The organism is Paraburkholderia dioscoreae (assembly GCF_902459535.1).
GTDB lineage: Bacteria > Pseudomonadota > Gammaproteobacteria > Burkholderiales > Burkholderiaceae > Paraburkholderia > Paraburkholderia dioscoreae.
In genome coordinates, this window is record NZ_LR699554.1 from 1,867,849 (window position 1) to 1,893,916 (window position 26,068).

Here is a 26,068-nt window from a genome sequence, read left to right on the forward strand (position 1 = left end):
CGGAATGAGACGGCTCGCGCCTGGAAGCGAACCGCCTTTCAGAGGGCTTGCGGTGCGAACCCGTTCGGCGCCCGCACAAGCGAAAAGTGATGCAAACGCGTTTCAAGCCGCATGCAGCCAGTGTTCGACCAGTGGCCCATGCTTGCCGTCGATCGGATCCAGCGAAGGGAAAGGCAACGCCTCCATAGTAGCGAGTTCATCCGGCGTGAGCGCTTCGCGGCGGATATCCCACTGCTGGCCCTCCGGATACCCGGCCACCACCTGAAAATGCCGCGCGAACGATTGCAGACAATGGCCGGTGCCGGCCGGCAGCAGGAGCGCGTCGCCGGCGGACAGCGTCACCACCCTGCCGCCTGGCCCGCCCACGATCACCTGCGCGGAACCGTCCGTCACACCGAGTATTTCGTGCGCAGTGGCGTGGAAATGATGGTAGTCGAAGATGCCGTCGCGCCATTGCGGCGGCCACGCGTTGCGCTCGAACAGGATCTCGAACGCCGCCGCCAGATCGCCGCTGTCCGGCATGAGCGCGCGCCGGTAAATCACCACCGGCAGTTTGCGGTTATTCGGCACCCAGTCGTGCGGCTCCAGCATGAAGGCTTCGTACTCGGTCTGAGCGACATCGAATCCATGCTTCGAATCGTTGTACATGGTTTGCTCCTTTGCGTCCTGATCCTGACGCTCGCAGTGCTCTCCCGAAGCCGGCGCATGCGTCGGCCCCGGTGGGCCATTCAGCGCCGCATAAAGCGCGCCTGCCTGGGCACGTACGGTCTTATAGGCCGCTGTGCGCGCAGAGCTATGTCGGTGGACGAATTTTGCAAACATATGAAGTTAATGCTCCGTGTCTGCCACTATGTGCGCGGCGTTGGCTGGCGCGATCGCGGGTCGCGTAGTCGCGGCGGCGCAATCGCGGCGCAGCCTCATTGCGCTCAGCCGCCGCCTATGCCTTGCAGCACTTTTCCCGTGCCGCCGCATAGCGTGCACTGCACGCCTTCCACCGTGCCGGTGCCGTGGCACGCACGGCATACATCTTCGCCGACGCCGGGCGCATCGGCCGAAGCTTCGTCGCCGGGATTCAGCGGTTCATTGTCGTGTTGCATGCGTCTCTCCGTTGGTTTGGGTGCGTACCGTTCAGCACACGCCGCGTCAGTCCTTGCGCTGTGACTCGCGTCCACCGCCTCCCGGCGGCTCGGCATGCGCGCCTGTGCCCAGCGGTACTTCGGCCGTTTGCGCCGGGCGCTCGCTCGAACGCGGCGGATTGGTCTGCCTGTCCACGCCGGTCTGTTCTACGGGCTCGATACCGAGCGGGCTCGGTTCCACGTAGTGCGTGCCGCTCGGCCGGTTGCGCTGCTTTACCGCCTCCGCTGTCTGTTCGTCTGGACTTTGCTGGGGTTTGTCATTCTGCATGTCGACCTCCTTCGGGTGTCGGGTAGGTGTTCACAGCAGCAACATCCGGTCCCTCTCCGTCAATTATGTGGATCGCCCGCGCGCGGGACTTGGGCACGGCCATTGCGGCATTCGGTACGGAGGTCTGGTTCAACATTGTAAAAAGGAGAACATCATGACGATGACGACGATTCGCGTATCCGATACCGAAGTGCAGGTTGAGCGGACCCTGTACCTGTTCGCGCACAAGAACGACGCGGACGCATTCCAACGCTGCCTGGCCGATACGTCGATCGATAGTTGCTACCGCACCCATCCGCCGCTGGCGGTACGTCCGAGGGTGCCCGACGAACATCCCGACGACCCGGGCCGCGGCAGTACGATTTCTCCGTCGCTCGGCGGCATGCCATAAAAGAATCCGTTATTGCGGCGGCGCGCACGCGCCGCCATCGTCATTTCTCAGGAGCCGCGCGATCTGCAGCGACGATCTCCCGGCCATATTCGATCGCGGCACGGCGTGCCTCGTCGGCAGTTGCGTACGGCCCGATTTCGGGCGCGCCGTCGAATGGAAACAGAATTTTTCTGTCCGCTTTCCTGACAACCTTCAGTCCACCTACGTAACGGCCGTCGCCTGTCCCGTGATAGCTGGCGTAAATCTCGAAGTCGTCGTCAGCAACGTCGGCCTTATGTCGCGCCATTTGTCTTTCCCTTGTCCCTGCACTTCAGTGCGTCATGTTCGGAGTGATATGGCGGGGGCGTATCGCCGCTCGGCACCACGCGCATGCCGTGACCGAGCAATAGCCGTTCCACACGGCCAGCACCGGCATCTGCGCGAAATAAAAGGCGAGTGGCATGCCGGTTGCAATCGACAAACCGACTCGCCGACAGGCACGCATCACACGGAGAACACGATGAACATAACGAGCGCACCTCGCATGCCGAATCTTCGCCTGCATGCGCCGACCCCGCCGGAGGTCGATCCCGACACGCCGCCTCCGACCACCGATCCCGACCCGTCGCCTCCGCCTGACGACGTGCCGCCGAGCGGTCCGGCACATGTCCCCGAAGGCGATCCCCCTGTCAAACCGCCGCCCGTCAGCGCCGCTTGCTGCCGAACGTTGCCAAAATGGCGAAGGTTGTAAGCGCAAATTAATCCGGTGGTCCGGTAATTGCGGACTCCTTCGTGCGAGCCGGCATTCAAGCACCGGCTAACCCGCGAGGAGCGAACAATGAGTACGGATCAGATCACCGGAACATCGACAGACGGCGCAACAGACGCCACACCCGCCAGTGCCCCGCTCAAGGAATACCGCAACGCGGCGGGCGGTTGGGGTTCGGTGAAAGCAGTCGCGTCGATTCTCGTGCAGGAACACGTCACGTTGAACGGCAGCCGCATTCTGTCGCAACAGAACAAGCCTGACGGCTTCGCCTGTGTGAGTTGCTCATGGGCCAAACCCGCGGACCCGCACCTTTTCGAGTTCTGCGAAAACGGCGCGAAGGCGACCGCGTGGGAAATCACCAACAAACGCATCAATGCCGACTTTTTCGCCGCGCACACCCTGAGCGAATTGCGCTCATGGAGCGGCTTCGAGCTCGAATCGCGCGGCCGTCTGACCGCGCCGATGCGCTGGGATGCCGCGACCGACCGTTACGTGCAAACCACCTGGGAACATGCATTCGCCGGGATCGCGAAAGAACTGCAAGCAATCGATCCGAACGAGGCGGTGTTCTATGCCTCCGGCCGCGCCTCGCTCGAAACCTCGTACATGTATGCGCTGCTCGCCCGGCTGTATGGCACCAACAACCTGCCCGACAGTTCGAACATGTGTCACGAGAGTACTTCGGTTGGCTTACCTAAATCGATCGGCGTGCCGGTCGGGACCGTGCAACTCGAAGACTTCACGCACACCGACTGCATGCTGTTCTTCGGCCACAACACGGGCACCAACGCGCCGCGCATGCTGCATCAGTTGCAGGACGCGCGCAAACGCGGGGCGGAGATCATCACTTTCAATCCACTCAAGGAGCGCGGACTGGTCAGCTTTGCGAATCCACAGTCGCCGCTCGACATGCTCACCCCCTCCGAAACGCAGATCAGCACGCAATACCATCAGGTGAAGATCGGCGGCGACGCGGCCGCGATTGCCGGACTCTGCAAGCTGCTGATCGAATGGGATGACGACGCGCAGCGCAACGGCGCGCCGCGTGTGCTGGATGCGGCGTTTATCGCCGAACACACGCACGGCTTCGAAGCCTTCGCAGACGCCATGCGCGCTACCTCATGGGAAGAAATCGAGGAGCACTCGCAACTCAGCCGCGCCGCGCTGGAAAACGCCGCGCGGGTCTATGCCCAAGCGAACGCCGCAATGGTGTTGTACGGCATGGGCATCACGCAGCATCGCAACGGCGTGCATAACGTGCAGATGCTGTCGAACCTGCTGCTTCTGCGCGGCAATATCGGCAGGCCGGGCGCGGGTATCTGCCCGATTCGCGGCCACTCGAACGTGCAGGGACAGCGCACGGTTGGCATTACGGAGAAGCCTGAACTCGCGCCGCTCGACAAGCTGAAGCAACTGTATGGCTTCGAGCCGCCGCGCGACAAAGGCCTGACCACGGTCGAAGCCTGCCGCGGTGTGCTCGACGGCAAGGTCAAAGCCTTCATCGGCCTGGGGGGCAATTTCCAGGTGGCGATTCCCGATCATCATGTGATGGATCCGGCCTGGCGGCGGCTGCGGCTCACGGTGCAGATCGCGACCAAGCTTAACCGCAGCCATCTATTGCACGGCGAAGTCGCCTACCTGCTGCCGTGCCTCGGGCGCATCGAGATCGACCGCCAGGCGGGCGGCGAGCAATGGGTGAGTGTGGAGGACAGCACGGCGTGCGTGCACGGTTCGCATGGACTCGCCGAACCGGCCGGCGATATGCTGCTATCCGAGCCGGCCATTGTCGCGGGCATCGCGAAGGCGCTGTTGCCGCGCAATCCAAACGTGGACTGGGATGCCTGGGTGAACGATTACGCGCTGGTGCGCGAGGCGATCGAGCGCACCTATCCGGATCAGTTCAAGGACTTCAACCAGCGCTTCAGGCAGCCGGGTGGGTTCCACCGGCCGCTCGCCGCGTGCGAGCGCAAATGGAACACGGAAAGCGGCAAGGCGAATTTCATCGTGCCCGATACGCTCGACGAGGACGCGGACATGCCCTCGCGCGGCCCCGACGTGTTGCGCCTGATGACGACCCGCGGCGACAGCCAGTTCAACACCACCGTCTACGGTCCCGACGACCGCTTCCGCGGCGTGCATGGCACACGCGACGTGCTGCTCATGCATCAGGACGACATGACCCGGCTCGGTCTGGCGGAAGGCGCCGCGGTATGCATCTCCACCGACTCGAACGACGGCATCGCGCGCGAGGTCGACGGCATGCATGTCCACGCGTTCGACATTCCGCCTGGCTGCGTCATGGGCTATTACCCGGAATGCAACCGGTTGATTCCGCTCTCGCATCACGCGAAATCGAGTCAGGTGCCGGCCTCGAAGTCGATTCCGGTGCGGCTGCGCAAATCGGCGGCGGTCGGGCAGGCCGCCGCCTGACGATGCAAAAAGCGCAAGTCAGAACTGATGCAGCATGCCGACATAAGCGCCGGTCTGCGATTCGCCGACGAGCGGACTCGTGTTGCCGGCCGCATCGCGCGGCGATGCTTCGAGCGAGAAGTTCGAGTTGCTGCCGTTGTGCACATAGCCCACCGTGCCGTACAGGAAAGTGCGCTTCGACAGGTTGTAGGTGGTGCCGAGCACGTACATCATCGCGTGGCCGGACGGGTCGTGCGCGGCATCGCCCGAGCCGTCCCCTACCTTCACGTAGTAGCCGCCCGCCGTCACGGCCCAACTCGGCAGGAAGCTGTAGGTAGCGCCGAGCCAGTAGTGATCGGCGGTGTCGGCCACGCCGACCGGCGAATCGGGCGCCGAGTAGTGCGTATAGGCGCCCTGGATCTTGACCGCGTTCAGACGCACATTGGCGCCCACGAAATATTCGCGTGACGCCTGGAAGATATTGCTGAAGCGGCCATTGGCGTCGCGCAGTTCGTCGTAGATGCCGCGCACGTCGAAGAGCGGCGAGTGATACGTCAGCATGATGCCGTCCGAGCGGCCGAACTCGCCGGCCGCGCCGCTGTTGAAGGCGCCTGGCTGATTGCCGAACGCGTATTGTGCCTGCACGTCGAAACCCCAGAACACCGGGCTGTGATACTCGACGTTGTTGCTGGTCTGCTGCCAGTTGCGCCCGCGCACGAGCGAGGCCGACGAAAACGCCTGCTGCACGAACGGGTCGAATTCCCATACGCCGTCGCTGTCGATAAACAGATTACGGCCGGCCTGCAACGTGCCCCACTGCTCGCTTTTCAAACCGGCGAACGCGCGACGCGACCACAGCCGCCCGCCGCTCGTCGTGCCGTTCATGACCTGCAACCCGGTTTCGAGGTTGAAGATGGCATTGAGCCCGCCGCCCAGATCTTCATTGCCTTTGAGGCCCAGCATACTGGTGCCCCAATCGCCGCCCTCGGCGCTCCAACGGCTTGAACTGCCGCCTGCGCCATTGCTGACGTGATTCAGATATTCCAGGCCCGCGTCGAGGCGGCCATATAACGTCACGCTCGTTTGACCATATGCCAGCGGACTTGCCACTGCGAGAGCAGCCATTAATTTTGTACGTAGTCTCATTGTTTTGCCGTGAGTTTTTTATATGGCGATGCAGGGCAAAGCAGACTGCGAATGTTTCAAAACTACTTGAACACGCCGTTGCCAGTTTCGATGATGCGCGGGCTGCAGACCGCTGTGAAGCAAGCCCAGTGCGAAACTCAGCCTGAAATGCGAGAGAGATGTTGCGAAACTACATCGCCGGTTCGTCGAACTATAGGCGATACGCGCGTGCCCGCCTATCCGGTTCACGCAATTAATTCTTGCGGCCCACGCACTCGACACGCACGGCAAAGACCCGAAATGGGTGATCGAAAGCCGCTCAAGATAAGATAGTCGGTCATCCGGCATCAGCCAGATCGCAACGCATTATTCGTTATCGACTCTTCAACCTTTGCCATGAATGCGCCTGAACTGACCGAAGACGAAAACCTTGGCCTTTACCAGCGCGCAACGGAAAACGGCGCGGAATGGTGGCGCGTGAGTGTGGCCGACCGACCGGAAAACTACCGCCTCGAACATGGCGTCGACAACGGCGGCGGACCCGGCGCAGTCGATATCGATCTCGTGGTGGACGCGGAGAATCTGCGCGCGAAGCTCAAGAAATGGCGCCGCGAAGGCTTCGCAATCGACACGGACGACGCCGCCAGCGAGCAGTCCGCGGCCGGACGCGTCGCCTTCATGCCGGAACTGCTGCGCGCCGCGGCGCGGGCTACGGCGGCGAAACATAGGCAGGCGGAAGGCACGGGCGAAACCGTGCGAGTCGGCCATGTGGATGTGCCCTGCGGCGCCGACAATCCGCTCGTGCCGCGTCTGAACCGCGCCTATCTGTTCTCCGAGCGCTTTAACGACATTATCGAGGACATCGTCGAAAACCGGCGCGTGATGCTGATCGGCCACACCGGCGCCGGCAAGACCAGCCTGATCGAACAGGTGGCGGCGCGTTCGCGTCACGGCGTGCTGCGCTCGAACATGAACGGGCAGACCACCGTCGGCGACTTTGTCGGCTTCTGGACGGTCAAGGGCGGTGAGACGATCTGGGTCGACGGCGTGCTGCCCACGGCCATGCGCGAAGGTCTCTGGCTGATCGTCGACGAAATCGATTTTGCCGAGCCGTCTATTCTCGCCGCCCTCACCGCCGTGCTCGAACCGCACGGCCGCCTCGTGCTGAAAGAGAAAGGCAACGAAATCGTTGCGCCGCATCCGGCTTTCCGGCTGTTCGCCACGGCGAACGCGGTCGGTGCGATGAGTCAGTTCCGGCATCTGTATCAGGGCGCCAATCTGATGAACGAGGCGTTTCTGGATCGCTGGCGCGTGTATCTGCTCGACTATCTGACACCCGCTGAAGAAGCCGATGTGCTGATGGCCACGCTCGCCCCGCACATGACACGCACGCTCGCCACCACGCTCGCCGCGATCGCCGCCGACTGCCGCGCGGCGTTCGCTCGCGAAGACCTCTCCAGCGCATTCTCCACGCGGCGCCTGCTCGACTGGGCCGAACTGATGCTGCGCACCGGCGACCCCGAACGCGCCGCCGGCCCCGCCATCTACGCGAAGGTGAGCCCGGAAGACGCCGCGTTGATTCGCGGCATCATCCGCCATCACATCGCGCCGGCTCCCGACGCGTGAACGCCATGCACGCCACGCGTGACATGCGTGACACGCGCGGCTTCGCGTTCGAATCCACGCTCAGCAAGGTCGCCCGCGTGCTGACCGGGCAATATGGCGTGACGGTCGCGTTCAGTCCGGACGGTCCGCGCGTGGAACCTGGCCGCATCGTCATTCCCGACTACGAGTTGAATGGCGGGATCGACCGCGACGTGCTGATCGGCTATCTGGATCTGCTGGTCGCGCGCGCCAAGCATGCTTCGCTCGCACAACTCGACGCGCTGCCCTCGGGCGTCGCCGCGAATCTCGCGCAGATGATCGAAGACCGCCGTGTGTGCGGGCAATTGCTCGACGAATATCCGGGTGCGCGCTGGTTCATCGGCAAGTTGCGCCTCCATGCCGCCGAGCGTGTGCGGCAACGCTGGCCGAAGCTGCATTGGCGCGAGAGGCTGGTCTGGCTGGTGGAACGCGCGTTGTGGGACGAAGCGCCCACCAGGACCGAAGCCAGCCATTCGCTGCTCGCCGCCTTGCATGCCGCGCAGGATCTGCTGCACGATGCTCGCGCGAGCCGCTCGACCGCGCAGAGCATCGCGTCGGCGCAGGCGCTCGTGGCGCGCGTACGCGCGCTGTCGGCAGGCGAAGTGAACAGCATGGCGTTCACAGCGGATGCGCTCGAAGACATCGATACCGAAACGGCCGCGTCACCGTCCACGCCGCTCGATGACGACGACACCGTGCTGCCCGACCAGGACAGCGCGAACTCGCCGCCGTCGGATCGAAGCGGCGGCGCGCAGGCGGACAACGCGGTCGGCATGGGTCGATCGCTGGCAGACGCGCAACAGCCGTCCGAGCGTTCCGAAGGCGAAGCAGCCAGCTCCGCGGCGGATGCATCGCGAGCCCGGCTGTCGATTCCGCTCGCCACCGAATTCGACGACATCCGCGATCTCACGGGCCAGGGCGACAGCGCCGCGTGGCGCGAACTGCGAGCTCAGGCTCGCGCGGACACCGCGCCGCTCAAGGAAAAGCTCGAACGCGCACTGAGCGCGGACGAGCGCACACGCTGGCGCCGTGAGCAGGAGCGCGGCGAGATCGATCGCACTGCGCTGGCCAAACTCGCGACCTCGCCCGGCTATCGCACGCCGTTTCGCACGCAGCGGCCCGCCAAAGGACGCGACGTGGCCGTGACCCTGCTGATCGACCGCAGCGGCTCGATGGCCGGCCGCAAGATCGAACTCGCGCGCCAGTGCGCGGCCGCCCTGTGCGATGCGCTCACGCAGTTGTCGTTCGATTGCGAAGTACTCGGCTATTGCTCGGTCGAATCCTTGCCCATGCAGCAGCTCTACGCGCGGCAACTCGCCGCCGGCGCGGATTTACGGCGCTATAACCGCTTCGTCGAACGGCTCGATCTGAAGGTCTACAAACGCTTTGGCGCGACCGATCTGAGCGGGATCGCCGCCATCGACTGCGGACACGAGAATCCGGACGGCGAGGCGCTGGCCTGGGCCGCGACACGGCTCGCCGATCACCCGGCCGAACGGCGCATTCTGATGATGTTTTCCGACGGCTACCCGTCCACCGGCGACGGCGATCCGCAGGTGCTGCGCAGCGATCTGCGCGAGCGCATTGCGGCCATCGGCAAGTGCGGTATCGAACTGGTGGGAATCGGCGTGCTGACCGATGCGGTGGAGGACTTCTATCCGCACAACGTGGTAGTGAGCCGCCTCGCCGAACTGCCGGCGACAGTGTTTTCCGTGTTGAGTTCGATGCTGCTCGCACGCTGACACCAGCGCTCACGCCGCTCAAAATGCATTCAGCGGAATCTTCAGGTAACGCACGCCGTTGTCTTCCGGCTCCGGAAACCTGCCCGCGCGGATGTTGATCTGAATGGCCGGCAGAATCAATGTCGGCATGCCGAGCGTGCGATCGCGCGCGGTGCGCATCGCCACGAACTCCGCCGCGCTCACGCCGTCGTGCAAATGAATATTGCCGCGCCGCTGTTCGGCCACCGTGGTTTGCCATTGCGGCCCGCGCGATGGCGGCGGATAGTCGTGACACATGCACAGCCGCGTGTCGGGCGGCAGCGCGAGCAGTGTGTGCACGGAGTCGTACAAGGTATGCGCGTCGCCGCCGGGAAAGTCGCAGCGTGCCGAGCCGACGTCCGGCATGAACAGCGTGTCGCCGACGAACACCGCGTCGCCGATCCGGTACGCCATGTCCGCCGGTGTATGGCCGGGCACATGCAACGCCTCGCCGCTCAACTCGCCAATGCTGAAAGTCTCGCCGGGCGCGAACAGATGATCGAACTGGCGACCGTCGGTGTGCATGTCCGCGCCGAGATTGAAGATGCGCCTGAATGTGCTCTGCACGATGCGGATGCTCTCGCCGATCGCAATCCTGCCGCCCAGGGTGTCCTTCAGATACTGCGCGGCCGACACGTGATCGGCGTGCGCATGCGTTTCCAGCACCCATTGCACACGTAGTCCATGCGCGTTGACGAACGCGATGACGCGCTGCGCCGACTGCGTCGACGTGCAGCCCGACTTCGGATCATAGTCCAGCACCGGATCGATCACCGCGCACAGCGAACCTTCGGCCGCATAGACCACGTACGTGAACGTGCCGGTGGTGTCATCGTAAAACGCTTCGATTTGAGGCGTCATGGTCGGCTCCCCCGCTTACGCCGATTGCGGCCTGAACGGATACTGTTCGATCTGGCCGCCGCGCGCCACCACCACCGTGCTCTCGGGAATCTCTTCCCACCAGCCCGGCAGGTCCGCAAGCGGCTCGGACAACACCAGAAACGCATTCTCGCCAGCCGCCGCGATGCGCGGATCGTCCGGATACAACTCGTGCAGATGATGGAACGAGGTGCTGTGAAACAGCGAGCGCGACTGCCCTTCGCTCGAATAGCGCACCGCTACGATCTGCTCGCCGTCGGTGACGCATACCGTCATGTTCAGCGGTTCATCCACGCCGTGCTTGCGGCCGGTTTCCTCGACGAATGCCACCATCCGCTCGAGCGCGGTGACCGGCGCCAGTTCCAGGCCGAAGGTCAGCGCGAGAAAAAACATCACCTCGGAATCCGTCGAACCTTCGATGGACGGAAACAGATCGGGGTCGATCATCACCATCAGATCGCGGCGCACGGCCGGATAGTTGCGGATCAGGCCGTTATGCGCGAAGAGCCAGCGGCCGTGGCGAAACGGATGACAGTTGGTTTCCTGCGAGGGCGTATCCGTCGCCGAACGAACATGCGCGACGAACAGCGGCGCGCGAATCGCCCGCGCGGCTTCGCGCAGATTGCGGTCGCTCCACGCCGGCTGGATGCAGCGGTAGCGAAACGGAATATCGGTCGGTTCGCCATACCAGCCGATGCCGAAGCCGTCGCCGTTGGTCGTGGTGTAGCCGAGCCGCGAATGCAGGCTCTGGTCGATCAGGGAATGTTTGGCGTTGAACAGCACCGTCTCGAGCTGGAGCGGGTTGCCCGTATATGCGAGCCAACGGCACATGAGGTGTTCTCCTGTCGGGTGCGTGAGCGCCCCCGGCGCCGGATGGTGCGGTGGGCCGCCGGGTACGCGTCTATTTGACCACCGGTTGCATGGTCGCAATCGGGATCAGGAATTCGGAGAAGCCGGTCAGCATGATCTGCACGCCGATGCACAGCAGCAGAAAGGAAGATACACGCATGGCGACCTTGGTTCCTTCCACGCCGAGATACCTGGCGAAAATCACCGCGCGGCTGTAGACCAGATAGACCGTGACGGCCACCGCCACCGAGATCACGACCGACGCGATGCTCGAAATCACGAACTCGGAGAGCTTATGCGTGCGGTTCGCGGTCAGTGCGATGGCCGTGGCGATCGACCCCGGCCCGGTGGTCAACGGAATGGTGAAAGGAAAAAATGCCTTCGACATTGCATTGTCCGCGTCCACCCGCTTGACCGCCGGCTGCTCGCCCGGTTGCGTATCCGGCGCGTTGAGCATCTGCCAGCCACCCACAGCCACGGCGAGACCACCGCCGATGCGCAGCGCCTGCATGGAGATGCCGAAGAAATGCAGGATCGGCGTACCGATGAAGAACGCCACCAGCAGCACGCACAACACGTTGATGGCGATTTTGCGAGCCAGCTGCGTGCGTTCTTCCTTGCTCAGCGAAGCCGTCCGGTCGAGAAAAACGAAAGCAATGCCGATTGGATTGATGATGCTGATCAGCCCGGTGAAGCCAAACAGAATGTCCGGGATCAGACTTTCGACCATATGCGTTTCCGTGTCGAGCAGCGGCTCGGGTAGTTCGTCTGCGCACCCGGCACGCCGCGCCATGTTGATGAGACCGGACTCTCTCCGGCGATTCATGTGATTCAGGTGATGCTCTCGTTGCGTGGCGAGATGATATCGCGGCGCGCCATCCGCAACCGTAAAAAAGCCTGGAGGCCGCCGGGCGTACCGCAGCGCGCCACGCTGTGCGCGCCGCCTTGCAGCGCAGCAACCGGCCCCATAAAGATGCGCCCGCAACTTTCAGAAAGCCTACACTTTTTTGACCTGCTTTACGCGGCCAAAGCATCAGGCATACAGTCCCCAGCGAAGCCGCACTTTCAACGAGACGTACTTACCGGTTCGAGGAGTTGCCCCCATGTTGCTTCGTGTCCTTGCCGCGCTGCCGTTCATCGGCATTCTGCTCGGCGTCCCGTTTGTGAATCGTGTCGAGCCGCTGATACTCGGCATGCCGTTCGTGCTTGCCTGGATCGTCATGTGGGTGGTGCTCAGTTCGATCATCATGGCGATCATCTACCGGATCGACCCGTCCAACCGTCAGCTTGCCGTGGACGGCGAGGAGGCCAGTTCATGAGCGCACTCATCATCATTGCGGCGATTACGCTATTTGCGCTTTACCTGGGCGTGCGCGCGAGGCGCGGCCACGACATGAGTCTCGAACAATGGACCGTGGGCGGCCGCAGCTTCGGCACCGCCTTCGTATTTCTGCTGATGGCCGGCGAAATCTATACGACCTTCACGTTCCTCGGCGGCAGCGGCTTTGCTTACGGCAAGGGTGCGCCGGTCTACTACATTCTCGCGTACGGCACGCTTGCCTACATTCTCTCGTACTGGATGCTGCCGCCCATCTGGCGTTACGCGAAGAAACACCGGCTCGTCTCGCAGCCGCACTTCTTCACGCGCAAATACGAAAGCCCCGCGCTGGGTACGCTCGTCGCACTGGTCGGCGTGGCCGCGCTGATTCCGTACCTCGTGCTGCAATTGAAGGGACTCGGCATTATCGTGGCAACGGCCTCGTACGGCGCGATTTCGTCGACGGCGGCCGTGTGGATCGGCGCGTGTGTGGTGACGGCTTATGTGATCGTCTCCGGCGTGCGCGGTTCGGCGTGGAATTCGGTGGTGAAGGATCTGCTGATTCTGGCGATCGTGCTGTTCCTCGGCATCTATTTGCCGCTGCACTACTACGGCGGCTTCAGCGACATGTTCCGCGCAATCGACGCCGCCCGCCCCGGCTTCCTGACCTTCCCGGCCAAGGGTTCGAGCGTGACCTGGTTCCAGTCGACGGTGCTTCTGACGGCGCTCGGCTTTTTCATGTGGCCGCATACGTTCGGTTCGATTTTCACCGCGAAGGACGAACGCATTTTCCGCCGTAACGCGATGGTGCTGCCGCTGTATCAGTTGATCCTGCTGTTCGTGTTCTTCGTGGGCTTTGCCGCGACGTTGAAGGTGCCGGGTCTGAAGGGCGGCGACATCGACCTGTCGCTGTTCCGCCTCTCGTTGCAGACCTTCGACCCGTGGTTCGTCGGCGTGATCGGCGCGGCCGGGATTCTGACCGCGCTGGTGCCGGGCTCGATGATCCTCACGTCCGCTTCCACGCTGCTCGCCAACGACGTGTATCGCGGCATGGTGAGCCGCAACGCTTCGGACGCCACGGTGGCGACGCTCGCGCGTGTGCTCGTGCCGGTCGTGGCGCTGGTGGCCGTCGGCTTCACGCTGCAAGGCGGCGAAACCATTGTCGCGTTGCTGCTGATGGGTTACAGCTTTGTGACCCAGCTCTTTCCCGCGGTGATCTGCAGCCTGCGTCCGCATAACCGCGCGACCAAACAAGGCGCGTTTTGCGGGATTGTAGCGGGCGTGGCGGTAGTGGCCGTGACGACGACCATGCATCTGAGCATCGGTCAGTTGATGCCGTTCCTGCCCGACGCGTTGAAGGACGTCAATATCGGGTTCCTGGCGCTGGCGGTGAATATCATCGTCTTCGCGGCGGTGAGCGCGGTGACGCAGCCGCGGCCGGTCGAGCAGACGCATGCGCCGGTGCATTGAGTTGCGAGCGGGCTGGAAGGTGTTGATGGGCGATCCAGCGTTCAGAAGCCGATCGGCTGGATAGCGAACGCTTCAGACATTCAAGGACGGCACAGGCCGGCAACCTGTGCCGTTGTGTTTTTTGCATCGTTGCTTTGCTGCTGCGCCGTGGAAAGTTAGAAAAGCACATCGGGATATAGGTGCCGTGAGGTGCCGTCGCGCATTCGGCATGGACTAATCTGGCTGCCAGCGGTAGTCACCGTTGACCAACGTGCCACCGCGGCTGGTAGCGTCACTCTGACGGGCAACCTCCTTGTCGCCAGACCTCGCCGATGAGCCGCTCACGATAGTTGCGCCGCAACTGATCATGTCGCCGACGCGGGCACCGAGGCGGCCGTTAACAAGATGTGCAACGATCGGCTAGTGCCAGGAAACGCATCCTATCTCTGCGCCTGAATGTCAAATCTACACACGAATGAAAAACCGCTTTTCAGACAACGAGCTGTCAATACAAATAAATAGGCCGTGCACGCCACAAAATCGTCCGCCCGCACTGCAACACAAACCCTCTGTCTGAGCCAAACCGAAATTCAAACATCAGGCACACCCCTTGCTGAACAGACGCGTCTACGCATCTCACCGCACTGTGCGAGTGCACAAATCCCGTCCTTGGGGGCCGCTTTGCCGCTCAACGTTCTTCTCGTCGCTTCCGAAGCCCTGCCACTCGCCAAATCCGGCGGCCTCGGCGACATGGTCAGCGCATACGCCGCCGCTCTGCGCGATGCCGGCGCCGCTGTCTCGATCCTGATGCCCGCGTATCCGGCCGCGCTCGAACGCGCCGTCGACGTCGCGCCCGTCGCGCGCATGACCGGCCTGCCCGGCGGCGACGCGCGGCTGCTGCGCGGCCACATGCCCGATACCGGTGTGACAGTGCTGCTTCTGCAGATGGATCACCTGTTCGCGCGCGAGGGCCTCTACCGCGATCCGCAAGGACGCGACTATCTGGACAATCTCACGCGTTTCGCATCGCTCGCGGCAGCGGCCGCGCGGGTGGCGCGCGGCGTGCGCAACGTGAAGCGCCCCGACATCGTGCACGCGCACGATTGGCATGCAGGACTCACGTCGCTGTATCTGCGGCTTGCGGGCGTTGCCGCTAAAAGCGTCTTCACGATTCACAACCTGGCGTTCCAGGGCAACCATCCGCTCGCCATGGGCGGCTGGATCGGCGTGCCGCCCGAATTGCTGGCGCCCGCGCTTTCCGACGAACGCAGCATCGAGTTCTATGGTTCGCTCAGCATGATGAAAGCCGGCATCGTCCATGCGGATCGCGTCACGACCGTGAGCCGGCGTTATGCACGCGAAATCCTGACGCCGCGTTTCGGGCACGGCATGGAAGGCGTGTTGCAGGCGCAGGCCGGCAAGCTCTCGGGCATCGTCAACGGCATCGACACGGCGGTATGGAATCCGGCTACCGACAAACATATCGCGCGCCCCTATTCCGTCGACGATACGGCGGGCAAGCAGGCCTGCAAGCGCGAATTGCAGCAGGCCTTCGGTCTGACGCGCGATCCGTTCGCACCGCTCGTCGCCATCGGCAGCCGTCTTACCGAACAGAAACTTGCCGATGTCGTCGTGCATACGCTGCCGGCATTGCTCGAACGGCATCCGCGGCTGCAGTTCGCGATTCTCGGTCAGGGCGAGCAAGGCATCGAACAGGCACTACAGGACATCGCGGGCGCCTGGCCGGGACGCGTCGGCGTGCAGATCGGTTATGACGAGCGGCGGGCGCACATGCTGCATGCGGGCGCGGACATTCTGCTGCACGGCAGCCGCTTCGAACCCTGCGGACTCACGCAGCTCTACGCGATGCGCTATGGCACGATTCCGGTGGCCTCGCGCGTGGGCGGGCTGGCCGATACGATCGTCGATTATCTGCCGCACGACCCGCGCGGCGACAGAAAGGCGACCGGCTTTCTGTTCGACGGCGAAAGCCCGGATGACGTGATGCATGCACTTGGCCGCGCGCTGGACGCGTTCGTGGAGCCGTCGTCGTGGCATGTGTTGCAGCGTAATGCGATGAGCCGCGACTTCGGCTGGGGAGCATCGACTTCGAACTATCTCGCGCTGTACGCGGATCTGGTGGATGCGCGTCCGGCACAGCCCGATACGCGGGTCCGCAAGACTTCCGTGCGGGCGCGTGCCGCCGCTGCGGGTAGCCGCAGGGATGAGTTCAATACGGGGCTCGGGGAGATGGCGCGCAGCGCGTGATGGCGTTGAGGCGCTCCGGCTGAGATCGACGGCTTCGAGGCGCGTCTGACACGTTATGCTACGCGGCATACACCCATGTTTCATGGAGCCGCCCATGCATTCGCCCGTTCTCCGGGTCGCCCGCCCTACTAACAACCTGCATAAAGTCACCGATTTCTATACACGTGGGCTCGGCTTCGACGTCCTTGCGAGCTTCGAGAATCACCAGGGCTTCGATGGGGTCGTTGTCGGACGGCGAGGCTGTCCCTGGCACATCGAGTTCACACGTCAACACGGTGTCACAGTGGAACGGGCACCGACCACCGAGCATCTTCTCGTGCTCTATCTACCCGAACGCGACGCATGGAGCGCGGCCGTCGAACGGCTCGAAGCGCTCGGCGTGACGGCCTGCGAATCAGAGAATCCGTACTGGGATCGTCAAGGTAAAACGTTCGAAGATCCCGATGGGTATCGGATCGTTTTGCAGAATACGGCCTGGGGATAACGGCGCGTGTGGTCGGCGGCAAGCTCGTCACAGCGGACTTCCTTGCGGTGTCCCGACACCTCGCCACCACGCTCCTAATTCATCTGCTTGCCCACAATCACAATCCCCCGTGAAAGTCCGCTCACGCTGTCCACCGCCAGCGCCGCCGCGTACAACTGCGCGACCGGCACCCAGACAGCGGGATACTTGTAGCGCGCCACGTCGAGCAGCAATGCGCTGTCGCTTGCCGAGTCGTAAGCGGCGAGCGGCGACCAATGTCCGCCGCCCGTCTCGCCAATCTCCATCCGTCTGAAATTCAACAGCACGAAGCGGTCGTTGTGGCCCGTGGTGGTACGCACGAGATCGCGGAACTGGCCGAGCGACAGGTCCGCGGCGTGATACTTCCTTACCCCGACCGGAAATGCATTGAGGGCGGTGCCGAGCTGGTCGAGCGTCATGCCCTCTCTCGATACCTGCGCGGCGTTGGCCACCTGCGGATCGATCCCGCGAAAGAAATCTTCCTGCGAAAAGAACGGGAAATCGGGGTATTGCGTCGACTCGGGCCGGCGGATGCCCAATGCGTTGAGCGCCATGACCGACGTTGCGACGGAGCAATAGGCTTCGTTACGCTGGGTTTCGAAGTACTGCGAGAGCGGCCAGTACGACTGGTTGGCTGCGGAGCCCGTCAACCGTTTCTGACCGGCCGGCTGTGCCAGCGCGACGAGGTTCGTGGGAACTGGAAGCGGTCCGTCGGCCGGGCGCGCGGCAGCGCGCGCGCCGGCCTGGGTTGCGGTCTGAACCGCGGTCTGAGCGGCGGGCCGAACAAGCGCGGGCTGATCCACGGCCGCTTGTACGCCGGGCTGACTCGCAACCCGCGGCACCGGTGCGCACGCGGCCAGCGCCGCCATCAGAACCGCGACGACCCACTCGGGTTGGCTCAGGCGCCGCACGGCGCGCATCAACGAATATCTGGACATGGATCTTTCCGCCGGGGATGAACTCACACTGACCGCGCTCGTGCCGATGCAGAAATCAGCACGCGCCAGCGAGCTTCGATTTTGTAACACGAAACAAAACCCGGCGTGCGCGACGGCGGCCATCGCACGGTCGTCAATGAACGGGCGGACCCAGGAGTGGAATTGAATGGCTGAAGCGATGCACACGACGAAAGATGGGCAAACACGCCGAACGTACGCTCAGTTGGCTCGAGCCGCGAACCCGTAACCGTTCTTGCCGCCGCGCTTGACGCGGTACATCGCGTCGTCCGCCGCGGCGACGAGGCGCTGGTAATCGTCGACGAGATCGGGAAAGCTGGCAATGCCAATGCTTGCTCGAACCAGTCCGAGCCCCATCTGCCTGTCGGTCGCAACCACACACGCAATGAGCCGTCGAGCAATCTCGGCCAGTTCGTCAGCCGCGGAAAATTCCTGGATCAGCACCGCGAACTCGTCGCCGCCAATGCGGGCGACCACATCCGCTTTGCGCACCGACTCGCGAAAGCGCCGCGATACCGCGATCAGGAATTCATCGCCGGCTTGATGGCCGAGCGAGTCGTTGACCTGTTTGAAGCCATCCAGGTCCACATACAGTACGGCGATCTTCCGGTGCGCCGATCCGGCTTGCAACTTCGCGGCGGCTTCGTCAAGCGACGCGAACAGCTTGCGCCGGTTCGGCAGACCGGTCATCGGATCGTGCAACGCGGCGTACTCGAATTCGTGCGACTCGCCAGCGAGCTGGCGATTGCGTTTGGCGTACATGCCGAGCGCGGTAAACAGCAAACAGAACAGCAACGCGGCCAGCGCGATCAATACGTTGGCGACGTGGGCAATCCGCAGGCGTACGTCCGCGCCGTCGGCATCGCGCTGCGCTCGCCAATACGCCGAGACCGTGGCGAGCAGCGCGTCGGTGCCGCTCAGACTGGCATCGGGCATCAGCGCCGAAGCGGGCACGTGCGGCGCAGCGGCCGGACTGGCATTCACCAATGCCGCGAGCGACCCGAGGCGACCGGCGAGTTCCGCGCGTGCTTGCCGGTAACTCCGCACCTGCGCTTCACGGTCGCCCGAGCTTTGCCGCCCTGCGTCGACCATCGCGCGCGCACGGTCCGCACGTCCTGCCGCTTCGAGCACGAGCCCCGCGTATTCCTGCTTCAACTGATCGGAGAAGATCGCTCTGATCTGCAAGGCGAGATAAAGAAGGCCGACCAGCAGGCAGACCAGAGAGGCGCCGGCCAGCACGGCGGGCATTCTCCTGAACCGGATCATGGAGGCATCCGCCGGATCGACGCGCCCAGCACGGCGTGGCTCAGGGATGGGAATAGATGTCTTGCCGATTCGCGTTGCCATGCTGCCGATAATTCACACGACGGAAAAAGAGCCCCAGACGAGTGAACGGATTGTCTTTGTGTCTCGCGTTGTTGGGGGTCGCACGGCGCTCTTGCGGCGTGGCGCGACTATCTTTGGCCGGTCGCGTCGAGACCGGTTGCTGTGCCGGCGGATTGCCCAGGCCGGCCGAACGGCGAGCGGAGGAAGTCGCGGAAGGTGCGGATGCGGCGGCCGGCGCGGCCTCGGCCACGAAAGCTGCCGGCAGCCGGGAGCCCGAATGTCGGGCGACTTCACCGGACCAGGAGGCCCACTGACCGCCCGCCTCCGGATCGGTGCCGGTTGGCGACGCCGTCACCGTTGAGCCGGTTGTCGCCACTGAGGTCGATGACGTCGATGACGTCACGCCCGCGGGCTTCGCGATCAGGGCCGTGTTCACCGGCGCGCCGTTGCCAAGCGCTTTGCGCGCACCCGCCATCGCTTCGGCGTATACCTGTTGATCTTGATTGAACCAGACACCGTACGCCACCGTACCGAGCACGCCAATGGCGAGCGCGCTGGCCACCGCCACGCACATGGCCAGGCGTCCGAACCTCGGCGGCGCGGCGGCGGAAAGTGACAAACCGTCCATCCGGGCGCGGGCATCAGAGCCAGCGGCCAGAGAGTTTCGCAAGTCGGGATCATTAAACATCGCAATACGCTCCGGAATCCTTACGTCTAGTGCGTCGGCGAACTTTATTCACACGATTTGGCAGATCGATACAAAGCCGCTCGACGAAGTTAGCCCCCTCATTGCATGAGAACAATACGGCAATGCTGCGCTTTAAACGGCGTCTTGGCGAGGCAGGGTTGCGTCAAAATAACAGGTAAAAGTTTTACGACGCTGGTCGTCACGCGCCGCGCCGGGAAGCATCGCGAGGCGCGCGTGCAAGCCGTACAGGCCGCGCGCAACGGCGCATTGAGCACACGGCTGGGTGTGATGCGACAACCACGCTCAAGCGCGGTGGCTTGCCCGTGCTTTACGACTCGTGCTTGAAACGCAAGAGGAAACGCAAGGGACATTCCCGCTCGCCGGCAGCCGTATCGCCGGTCGCTTCGACATATTCACACTGGCGCCCGGAAGCTCGATTTCGTCGGCACGCAGCTACTTTCATCAACGCGTGCTGCGCACGCCATCACCTGCCTCTCTCTTCCTCTCCAACGAGCACCGCGCAGTCATTGATCCCAGCCTGGAATGATTCATATGCCGTGGCGCGCCTTCCCGGCGCATACCGGAATGGATAAATTGCCCATCAACGAATCGGCATCTGGCTGAGCGTCTCCGAACTCACTACCCGGTAAAGGAAAGATCATGGCTCACTTGTTCACCCCGAAGAAAGTCGGCGCCTACACCCTCACGCATCGCGTCGTGCTCGCCCCGATGACCCGTCTGCGCACCATCCAGCCCGGCGACATTCCCAGCCCGATGATGGCCGACTTCTATGGCCAGCGCGCCTCGCAAGGCGGCCTGGAAATCGTCGAAGGCGTCAGCATTTCAGTTCCGGCCCGCTCGTATCTGGGCGCCGCGAGCTTCTACCACGACGGCCAGGTGGAAGGCTGGAAGGCGATTGCCAATGCGGTTCACGCCAGCGGCGGCCGCGTCTTCATGCAACTGATTCACGGCGGCCGTCAAAGCCACGTCGAAATGACCGGCGGTGTCGCGCCGGTCGCGCCTTCGGTCGTGCCGTTCGAAGGCGTGGCACTCACCAAAGACGGCTTCGTGCCGGCCTCGCCGCATCGGGCGCTCGGTATCGAGGAAATTCCGGGCGTCGTCGAAGAGTTTCGCGTGGCGGCCCAGCGTGCGCACGACGCGGGCTTCGACGGCGTCGAACTGCACGGTGCGAACGGCTACCTCGTGGACCAGTTCATCCAGGACGGCACCAACCGGCGCACCGACGCCTACGGCGGCCCGATCGAAAATCGCGTGCGCTTTCTGCGCGAAACGGTCGAGGCGCTGATTTCCGTGTGGGGCGCGGAGCGGGTCGGCGTGCGCATCTCGCCATCCGGCGAATGGGGCGGCATCTCGGACAGCAATCCCGAAGCCACCTTCAGCCACGTCGCGAGCGTGCTCGACGGATACGGCATTGCGTATCTGCACGTGATCGAACCACGCATCAAGGGCGACGACACGCTGCACGACGACCACCCGCCAGTCGCCGTGAAGTACCTGCGCCCACATTTCTCCGGCCCGATCATCGCCGCCGGCGGATTCGACGGCGACAGCGCGGAAGCGATCGTCGCATCGGGCGACGCGGACCTGGTCGCCTTTGGCCGCCACTTCTCGTCGAATCCGGACCTGCCCTACCGGCTCCTGCACAAGCTGCCGCTTACGCCGTATGTGCGCGCGGCGTTCTGGGGCGGCGACGAAAAGCATTACTCGGATTTCCCCGCATATTCGCCTACTGTAGAAACCGCTGAAGAAACCGGCGAAACCGCATGAGCCGAGGCGCCCTCACCTCGCCTGCGGCAGTTCTGCTCACTGCACCCTTACCGAACCCGGAGACTGTCATGTCACGCACCATCAAGTTTGCAAAGGCCGGTGGCCCCGAAGTGCTCGAATTCATCGAGACGCCGGTGGCCGCGCCGGGCCCGCATGAAGTTCGCATCAAGGTCGAGGCGATCGGCCTGAATCGCGCCGAATCGATGTGGCGCAACGACGCCTATATCGAGCCCGTCAGCTTTCCTGCGGGATTGGGCTACGAAGCCGCCGGCGTCGTCGATGCGGTCGGCGCCGAGGTCACGGGCATTGCGCCCGGCGACAAGGTCAATGTCATGCCGTCGTTCTCGATGAATCAGTACTTCACGTATGGGGAAGTCATTCTTGCGCCGGACTACGCCGTCGTGAAGCATCCCGAGTCGCTCTCGTTCGCCGAGGCCGCGTCGGTGTGGATGATGTTCGTCACGGCCTATGGCGCGCTGATCGAAGACGCAAAGGTGACCAGGGGCGATTTCGTCCTCGTGCCCGCCGCGTCGAGCAGCGTGGGGCTCGCGGCCATCCAGATCGCCAACTATGCGGGCGCGACTTCGATTGCGCTCACGCGCACGTCGGCGAAACGCCAGCAACTGCTGGATGCCGGCGCCGCGTATGTGATCGCCACTGCAGAAACCGATCTGGTAGCCGAAGTCATGCGCATCACGGACGGCAAAGGCGCGCGCGTGGCGTTCGATCCGGTCGGCGGCCCGACCTTCACGAAGCTGCTTGCGGCAATCTCGTTTCAGGGCATTGCGTATATCTACGGCGCGCTGAGCGAAGAGGCCACGCCACTGCCGGTACTGGAGATGATCGCCAAGGTGTTGACCGTGAAGGCGCACAACATCTGGCTGACAAGCGGCGATGCCGCGCGCCGGAAAGCTGCCGTGGATTACGTGCTCAAGGGTTTGGAGAGCGGCGCGCTCAAGCCGGTGATCGACCGCACCTTCACGTTCGACGATATGGTGGAGGCTCACCGTTATCTGGAGACCAACGGCCAGTTCGGCAAGATCGTCGTGACGGTCTAGGCGGGCTTTGCGGATTCGAGCGTTGACGCGGTAGTGCGTGAAGCGGGAGCGGCTTCGTCGGCGAGACAGTTTTCCACGAACGCGGTGAACTGTCTCGCCTTGGTGCTTGCGAGGCGTCCGGTCGGATAGACGGCCGCCAGGCTGATGGTCGGCAGCAGCCAGTCGTCCATCACCGACACCACCGTGCCCGACTTCAGCTCCGGCGTAAAGGCCCATTCGGATGCGACCGCGACGCCCATATCGGCGAAAACGGCTGCGCGCAGACCTTCGGTCGCCGTGATCTTGAGCCGCCCTTGCATCCTGACCGAGACCTCGGCGGTTTCTTGCGGAACTTCCAGTCTTCGCCGCCGCCGTCACGTGTGTAAATCAGGCACTTGTGCGCGAGAAGATCCGCGGGCGCCTTGGGAATGCCGTAACGGCTGAAGTACGCCGGCGTGGCGATCACGCGGCGCCGAGCCTCGGCGATCCGGCGCGCGGTCATGTTGGAGTCCGCGAGCACGCCCATCCGCAAGGCCACGTCGATACCTTCTTCGACGAGGTCGATGTTCCTGTCGTCGAGAACGAGCTCCAGTTCGAGGTTGGGATGTTCATCGAGAAAAACCGGTAAACGCGGCACGATATGCAGCCGCGCAAAACACACCGCGGCCGACACCCGCAGCTTGCCCGAAAGGCCCACCGCGGTGCCGCGCGCGGCGAGCACGGCTTCGTCGGTTTCCTCGACGGCGCGTTTGGCGCGCTGATAGAAGCTGTTGCCGGCTTCCGTCGGCGTGAGGGTGCGTGTAGTGCGAAGCAGCAGCTTCACGCCCAACCACTCCTCGAGTTGCGCGATGGCCTTCGACACCGCCGGCTGACCGACGCTTCCCATGCCCGCCACGTTTCTGCTCGATCGCGACGGCAGCGTTGCCCTGGCCCACGTCGACGTGGACTACCGCAAACGGCTCGACGTCGAATCGCTGCTGCGCGCGCTGAAGGCGCTACAGGCAAGGCACGCAGCGAAGCTGCATGCGCTGCGTGAGCGCCCCGGCCGCAGTCCGTAGATGCGCGTTGCACAGCGTCTACTGCACGGTAATGGTCTCCTTCATATTCGGATGGATGCCGCAAAACACCTTGTAGACGCCCGGCCTGTCGAACTTGAACTGATACGTATCGTTCTGATCGAGCGCGGCGGAGCGAAACATCCCCGCGTCGTTGACGACGGTATGAGGTTCGCCGTCGAGATTTTTCCAGGTCACGGTCGAGCCGGCTTTGACCGTGAGTTCCATTGGCGAAAACATGAAGTTCTTGATCACGACCGCGTTCGGTGCTTCAGCCCGCGCCACGGAAATCCCGGACATTGCCGCAATCAACGCCGAACCTGCGGCCGTCACGAGAAAGACGCGACGAATCTTTTTAGTTTGCATAACTGATCTCCTGCGTTAAAAAAACTGTCAAACCAGTGTCGTGTCGTCCAGCGTCGCCTTGAGCGGATGCCGCGCGATCCTGACGCTGGTGACACCGAGCATTTTCGGCAGTTGATCGCCGGCCACCGTCAACGGTCCGGGGCCGGTGCCGTTGCCGGCGGTCGGTTGCGGATAAGCCGTCGAGCGCGCCGTGTGGAAGGTAATGTTGCCCTCCACTTTCGACACGATCTGATGAATGTGGCCGTTCAGCACGGTCACCGAGCCGAAGCGTTTCAGATAACTCATGGCCTGGCCGGCATCGCCGGTGCCCCAGCCCCAAGGCTCGTAGATCGTCCACATCGGCATATGCGCGAACACCACGATCGGCGTGCTGGACGAGCGCCCTTTCAGATCGTTTTCGAGCCATTCGAGCTGTTCATCGCCGAGACCGCCCAGACCGTTCGGCTTGAAGTGCATCACGTTGACAAGGCCGACGAAATGCACGCCCTGATGATCGAAGCTGTAATAGCCCTTGTTGTCCGAAGCCTTGCCGAAGCGGCTGAAGTATTCCGTTCCGGGGCCGTCCGTCACGTCGTGCTCGCCGGGCACAGTGTGCAGCTCGGTTATCTTCAGGCCGGACATCAACTGCGCCGCGAGATCGAACTCCGCGGGTTTGGAAAGGTGCGTGATGTCGCCGGTGTGGATGGTCAGCGCGGGCTTGACCGGCATCGCATTGACGTACTCGATGGTCTGCTTCAGCGTGCCGGCCACGTCCGGGTTCGCTTCCTTGTTAAAGCCGATGTGCGAGTCGCTGATCTGCAGGAAAAGCGGCACGCCCGCCGTTGCCGCGGACGATTTCTGGTCGGCGGCAAGCGCCAGTTCCACCGGCGTGAGAATGCCGCCCGACAGAACGAACACGGTGCCCAAACCACCGAATGCAAGACACTTCAGTGCGCCGCGACGCGACGCGTCGAACGGATGATGTGACGACATGTTGACCTCACGATAAAGAGTCGCAGGCGGACCGTGGATCATCCGGCGGCCCTCGCGAATCGGTTCGTCAGGCATGACCGGTGAGTGACCGGTTTTATTCCAGAGTCGCTCGATCGGCCTTGCGAATTCTTCCACTCCCACCCGTCACCCATGCCTGATAAGCATGCGGTCCAGCTTATAAAGTCTTTTAAATCTGCCCGGTAAGCCACTAAATTGCACTCAAGGCAATGAACTGAAGCGGAACACAACGAATTCCTCCGCACCCGATCCGCTTCGTCCCATACCGCAAATACATACCTTCCAGGAGTTGAAAATGAGCCATCCCGTCATTCTGATCACCGGCGCACTCACCGGCATCGGTCGCGCCACCGCCGTCGCTTTTGCTGAAACCGGCGCTCGCCTCGTGGTCTCGGGCCGTCGTGAAGCCGAAGGCAAGGCGCTCGAAACAGAACTGCGCGAACTCGGCGCGGACGCCCACTTCATCCAGGCCGACGTGCGCCGCGATGAAGAAGTCGCGAGCCTCGTCGATCAGACGGTTGCCCGCTTCGGCCGCATCGACGCCGCCGTGAACAACGCCGGCACCGAAGGCCAACCCGGCGCGATCACCAGCCAGACCGTCGAGAGCTACAGCGCGACGTTCGACACCAACGTGCTCGGCACGCTGCTCAGCATGAAGCACGAACTGCGCGTGATGTCGGCACAAAAGAGCGGCAGCGTCGTCAACGTTTCGTCCACTTACGGTCATGAAGGCGCGGCCTTCGCTTCCGTGTACGCAGGCAGCAAGCACGCAGTGGAAGGCATGACCAGGTCGGCCGCGCTCGAAGTGGCGTCCACCGGCGTGCGGGTCAACGCCGTTGCGCCGGGGCCGACCGACACCGGCATGCTCGACCGCTTCACCGGCACGCCGGAGAACAAGGCCGCGCTCGCCGCGAAGGTGCCGCTCGGCCGTATCGGCAAACCGGACGACGTGGCGCGCGCCATCGTGTTCCTGGCGTCGGATGCCGCGTCGTTCGTCACGGGGCAGATCGTGACTGTCGACGGCGGCAAGACTGCAGGCTGAGTGCGTATCGCTTTGCAGTGCCCGGCGCCGCCGCATAGCGCGCGTTCTTCAGCATCATTCAAAGGAACATGGAC

30 protein-coding genes are annotated in these 26,068 nt (G+C 63.4%); 14 read left to right on the forward strand and 16 right to left on the reverse strand.

Annotated elements, in window-relative coordinates:
• Positions 1-102: 102 nt before the first annotated feature.
• The 3 genes from PDMSB3_RS28560 to PDMSB3_RS28570 all read right to left on the reverse strand — a co-directional run bounded on the left by PDMSB3_RS28560 (position 103) and on the right by PDMSB3_RS28570 (position 1,404).
• Positions 103-648, reverse strand: coding sequence for a cupin domain-containing protein (locus PDMSB3_RS28560; RefSeq protein WP_007177393.1), 546 nt, complete (start codon positions 646-648; stop codon positions 103-105).
• Between the two features lie 278 nt (positions 649-926).
• Positions 927-1,097, reverse strand: a complete 171-nt coding sequence (locus PDMSB3_RS28565; protein WP_007177394.1) for a hypothetical protein — start codon at positions 1,095-1,097, stop codon at positions 927-929.
• A gap of 46 nt (positions 1,098-1,143) precedes the next feature.
• Positions 1,144-1,404, reverse strand: coding sequence for a hypothetical protein (locus PDMSB3_RS28570; RefSeq protein ID WP_007177395.1), 261 nt, complete (start codon positions 1,402-1,404; stop codon positions 1,144-1,146).
• A 154-nt stretch (positions 1,405-1,558) separates the two neighbouring features.
• On the opposite strand from PDMSB3_RS28570, the gene PDMSB3_RS28575 reads away from it, so the two are divergent.
• Entirely contained in the window at positions 1,559-1,795 is a 237-nt protein-coding gene (locus PDMSB3_RS28575; protein WP_007177396.1) for a hypothetical protein, read from the forward strand.
• 40 nt (positions 1,796-1,835) lie between these two features.
• On the opposite strand, the gene PDMSB3_RS28580 is transcribed toward PDMSB3_RS28575, so the two are convergent.
• Complete coding sequence (locus PDMSB3_RS28580) at positions 1,836-2,081, reverse strand: DUF6723 family protein (protein WP_007177397.1); 246 nt, start codon at positions 2,079-2,081, stop codon at positions 1,836-1,838.
• 531 nt (positions 2,082-2,612) lie between these two features.
• On the opposite strand from PDMSB3_RS28580, the gene PDMSB3_RS28585 reads away from it, so the two are divergent.
• Positions 2,613-4,973, forward strand: a complete 2,361-nt coding sequence (locus tag PDMSB3_RS28585; protein WP_007177399.1) for an FdhF/YdeP family oxidoreductase — start codon at positions 2,613-2,615, stop codon at positions 4,971-4,973.
• An 18-nt stretch (positions 4,974-4,991) separates the two neighbouring features.
• On the opposite strand, the gene PDMSB3_RS28590 is transcribed toward PDMSB3_RS28585, so the two are convergent.
• The gene (locus PDMSB3_RS28590) at positions 4,992-6,077 is read right to left on the reverse strand and encodes a porin (RefSeq protein WP_165188454.1); all 1,086 of its coding nucleotides are present in this window, start codon (positions 6,075-6,077) and stop codon (positions 4,992-4,994) included.
• A 396-nt stretch (positions 6,078-6,473) separates the two neighbouring features.
• Between PDMSB3_RS28590 and PDMSB3_RS28595 the strand changes: the two genes are divergently transcribed.
• On the forward strand, positions 6,474-7,703 hold the full coding sequence (locus PDMSB3_RS28595; protein ID WP_165188457.1) for an AAA family ATPase: 1,230 nt from the start codon (positions 6,474-6,476) through the stop codon (positions 7,701-7,703).
• Between the two features lie 5 nt (positions 7,704-7,708).
• On the forward strand, positions 7,709-9,463 hold the full coding sequence (locus tag PDMSB3_RS28600; protein ID WP_165189655.1) for a cobaltochelatase CobT-related protein: 1,755 nt from the start codon (positions 7,709-7,711) through the stop codon (positions 9,461-9,463).
• 18 nt (positions 9,464-9,481) lie between these two features.
• On the opposite strand, the gene PDMSB3_RS28605 is transcribed toward PDMSB3_RS28600, so the two are convergent.
• The 3 genes from PDMSB3_RS28605 to PDMSB3_RS28615 form a co-directional block, all read right to left on the reverse strand.
• Positions 9,482-10,342, reverse strand: a complete 861-nt coding sequence (locus PDMSB3_RS28605; protein WP_007177403.1) for an MBL fold metallo-hydrolase — start codon at positions 10,340-10,342, stop codon at positions 9,482-9,484.
• Between the two features lie 15 nt (positions 10,343-10,357).
• Entirely contained in the window at positions 10,358-11,191 is an 834-nt protein-coding gene (locus PDMSB3_RS28610; protein WP_007177404.1) for a class II glutamine amidotransferase, read from the reverse strand.
• A gap of 70 nt (positions 11,192-11,261) precedes the next feature.
• A complete protein-coding gene (locus PDMSB3_RS28615) occupies positions 11,262-11,939 on the reverse strand; it encodes a MarC family protein (protein ID WP_035517217.1) in 678 nt (225 codons plus the stop codon).
• A gap of 373 nt (positions 11,940-12,312) precedes the next feature.
• On the opposite strand from PDMSB3_RS28615, the gene PDMSB3_RS28620 reads away from it, so the two are divergent.
• Together PDMSB3_RS28620 and PDMSB3_RS28625 are read left to right on the forward strand one after the other, a co-directional pair.
• A complete protein-coding gene (locus PDMSB3_RS28620) occupies positions 12,313-12,528 on the forward strand; it encodes a DUF3311 domain-containing protein (protein WP_007177406.1) in 216 nt (71 codons plus the stop codon).
• Positions 12,525-13,997 carry a sodium:solute symporter family protein gene (locus PDMSB3_RS28625; RefSeq protein ID WP_165188459.1) on the forward strand — a complete coding sequence of 491 codons (1,473 nt, stop codon included), beginning with the start codon at positions 12,525-12,527 and terminating at the stop codon, positions 13,995-13,997. Before PDMSB3_RS28620 ends, PDMSB3_RS28625 begins: the two co-directional genes overlap by 4 nt.
• Before the next feature lie 213 nt (positions 13,998-14,210).
• Here the strand turns inward: PDMSB3_RS28625 and PDMSB3_RS28630 are convergent, their stop codons facing one another.
• Complete coding sequence (locus PDMSB3_RS28630) at positions 14,211-14,393, reverse strand: PAAR domain-containing protein (RefSeq protein ID WP_084747671.1); 183 nt, start codon at positions 14,391-14,393, stop codon at positions 14,211-14,213.
• Between the two features lie 264 nt (positions 14,394-14,657).
• Between PDMSB3_RS28630 and glgA the strand changes: the two genes are divergently transcribed.
• Together glgA and PDMSB3_RS28640 are read left to right on the forward strand one after the other, a co-directional pair.
• Positions 14,658-16,244, forward strand: a complete 1,587-nt coding sequence (gene glgA / locus PDMSB3_RS28635; RefSeq protein ID WP_165188461.1) for a glycogen synthase GlgA — start codon at positions 14,658-14,660, stop codon at positions 16,242-16,244.
• 94 nt (positions 16,245-16,338) lie between these two features.
• Positions 16,339-16,728, forward strand: a complete 390-nt coding sequence (locus PDMSB3_RS28640; protein WP_007177409.1) for a VOC family protein — start codon at positions 16,339-16,341, stop codon at positions 16,726-16,728.
• Positions 16,729-16,802: 74 nt separating this feature from the next.
• On the opposite strand, the gene PDMSB3_RS28645 is transcribed toward PDMSB3_RS28640, so the two are convergent.
• A complete protein-coding gene (locus tag PDMSB3_RS28645) occupies positions 16,803-17,684 on the reverse strand; it encodes a phytochelatin synthase family protein (RefSeq protein WP_007177410.1) in 882 nt (293 codons plus the stop codon).
• Here PDMSB3_RS28645 and PDMSB3_RS28650 point away from each other — a divergent pair.
• Positions 17,683-17,850, forward strand: a complete 168-nt coding sequence (locus PDMSB3_RS28650) for a hypothetical protein (RefSeq protein WP_157187706.1) — start codon at positions 17,683-17,685, stop codon at positions 17,848-17,850. The two genes, PDMSB3_RS28645 and PDMSB3_RS28650, sit on opposite strands and share 2 nt — an antisense overlap.
• 53 nt (positions 17,851-17,903) lie before the next feature.
• On the opposite strand, the gene PDMSB3_RS28655 is transcribed toward PDMSB3_RS28650, so the two are convergent.
• Together PDMSB3_RS28655 and PDMSB3_RS28660 are read right to left on the reverse strand one after the other, a co-directional pair.
• Entirely contained in the window at positions 17,904-18,968 is a 1,065-nt protein-coding gene (locus tag PDMSB3_RS28655) for a GGDEF domain-containing protein (protein ID WP_165188463.1), read from the reverse strand.
• 40 nt (positions 18,969-19,008) lie between these two features.
• Positions 19,009-19,716, reverse strand: coding sequence for a hypothetical protein (locus tag PDMSB3_RS28660; protein WP_165188465.1), 708 nt, complete (start codon positions 19,714-19,716; stop codon positions 19,009-19,011).
• Positions 19,717-20,053: 337 nt separating this feature from the next.
• On the opposite strand from PDMSB3_RS28660, the gene PDMSB3_RS28665 reads away from it, so the two are divergent.
• From PDMSB3_RS28665 to PDMSB3_RS28675, 3 genes are all read left to right on the forward strand, one after another.
• On the forward strand, positions 20,054-20,263 hold the full coding sequence (locus tag PDMSB3_RS28665) for a hypothetical protein (protein ID WP_157187707.1): 210 nt from the start codon (positions 20,054-20,056) through the stop codon (positions 20,261-20,263).
• Between the two features lie 113 nt (positions 20,264-20,376).
• A complete protein-coding gene (locus PDMSB3_RS28670; protein WP_007177413.1) occupies positions 20,377-21,504 on the forward strand; it encodes an alkene reductase in 1,128 nt (375 codons plus the stop codon).
• Positions 21,505-21,572: 68 nt separating this feature from the next.
• A complete protein-coding gene (locus PDMSB3_RS28675; protein ID WP_007177414.1) occupies positions 21,573-22,562 on the forward strand; it encodes a zinc-dependent alcohol dehydrogenase family protein in 990 nt (329 codons plus the stop codon).
• Here PDMSB3_RS28675 and PDMSB3_RS38450 read toward each other — a convergent pair.
• Positions 22,559-22,861 (reverse strand): LysR substrate-binding domain-containing protein, encoded by a 303-nt coding sequence (locus PDMSB3_RS38450; protein ID WP_407670590.1) that lies wholly within the window; start codon positions 22,859-22,861, stop codon positions 22,559-22,561. The two genes, PDMSB3_RS28675 and PDMSB3_RS38450, sit on opposite strands and share 4 nt — an antisense overlap.
• Positions 22,756-23,427 (reverse strand): LysR family transcriptional regulator, encoded by a 672-nt coding sequence (locus tag PDMSB3_RS28680; protein WP_407670591.1) that lies wholly within the window; start codon positions 23,425-23,427, stop codon positions 22,756-22,758. The genes PDMSB3_RS38450 and PDMSB3_RS28680 overlap by 106 nt, the downstream gene beginning before the upstream one ends.
• Here PDMSB3_RS28680 and PDMSB3_RS28685 point away from each other — a divergent pair.
• Positions 23,426-23,599: a hypothetical protein gene (locus tag PDMSB3_RS28685; protein WP_165188467.1), complete on the forward strand. Its 174-nt coding sequence runs from the start codon at positions 23,426-23,428 to the stop codon at positions 23,597-23,599. The genes PDMSB3_RS28680 and PDMSB3_RS28685 overlap by 2 nt on opposite strands.
• Positions 23,600-23,617: 18 nt before the next feature.
• Here PDMSB3_RS28685 and PDMSB3_RS28690 read toward each other — a convergent pair whose 3' ends face one another.
• Positions 23,618-23,962: a cupredoxin domain-containing protein gene (locus PDMSB3_RS28690; protein WP_007177416.1), complete on the reverse strand. Its 345-nt coding sequence runs from the start codon at positions 23,960-23,962 to the stop codon at positions 23,618-23,620.
• A 27-nt stretch (positions 23,963-23,989) separates the two neighbouring features.
• Entirely contained in the window at positions 23,990-24,934 is a 945-nt protein-coding gene (locus PDMSB3_RS28695; protein WP_007177417.1) for a metallophosphoesterase family protein, read from the reverse strand.
• A gap of 313 nt (positions 24,935-25,247) precedes the next feature.
• On the opposite strand from PDMSB3_RS28695, the gene PDMSB3_RS28700 reads away from it, so the two are divergent.
• Positions 25,248-25,994: an SDR family NAD(P)-dependent oxidoreductase gene (locus tag PDMSB3_RS28700; protein WP_007177418.1), complete on the forward strand. Its 747-nt coding sequence runs from the start codon at positions 25,248-25,250 to the stop codon at positions 25,992-25,994.
• Positions 25,995-26,068 lie beyond the last annotated feature (74 nt).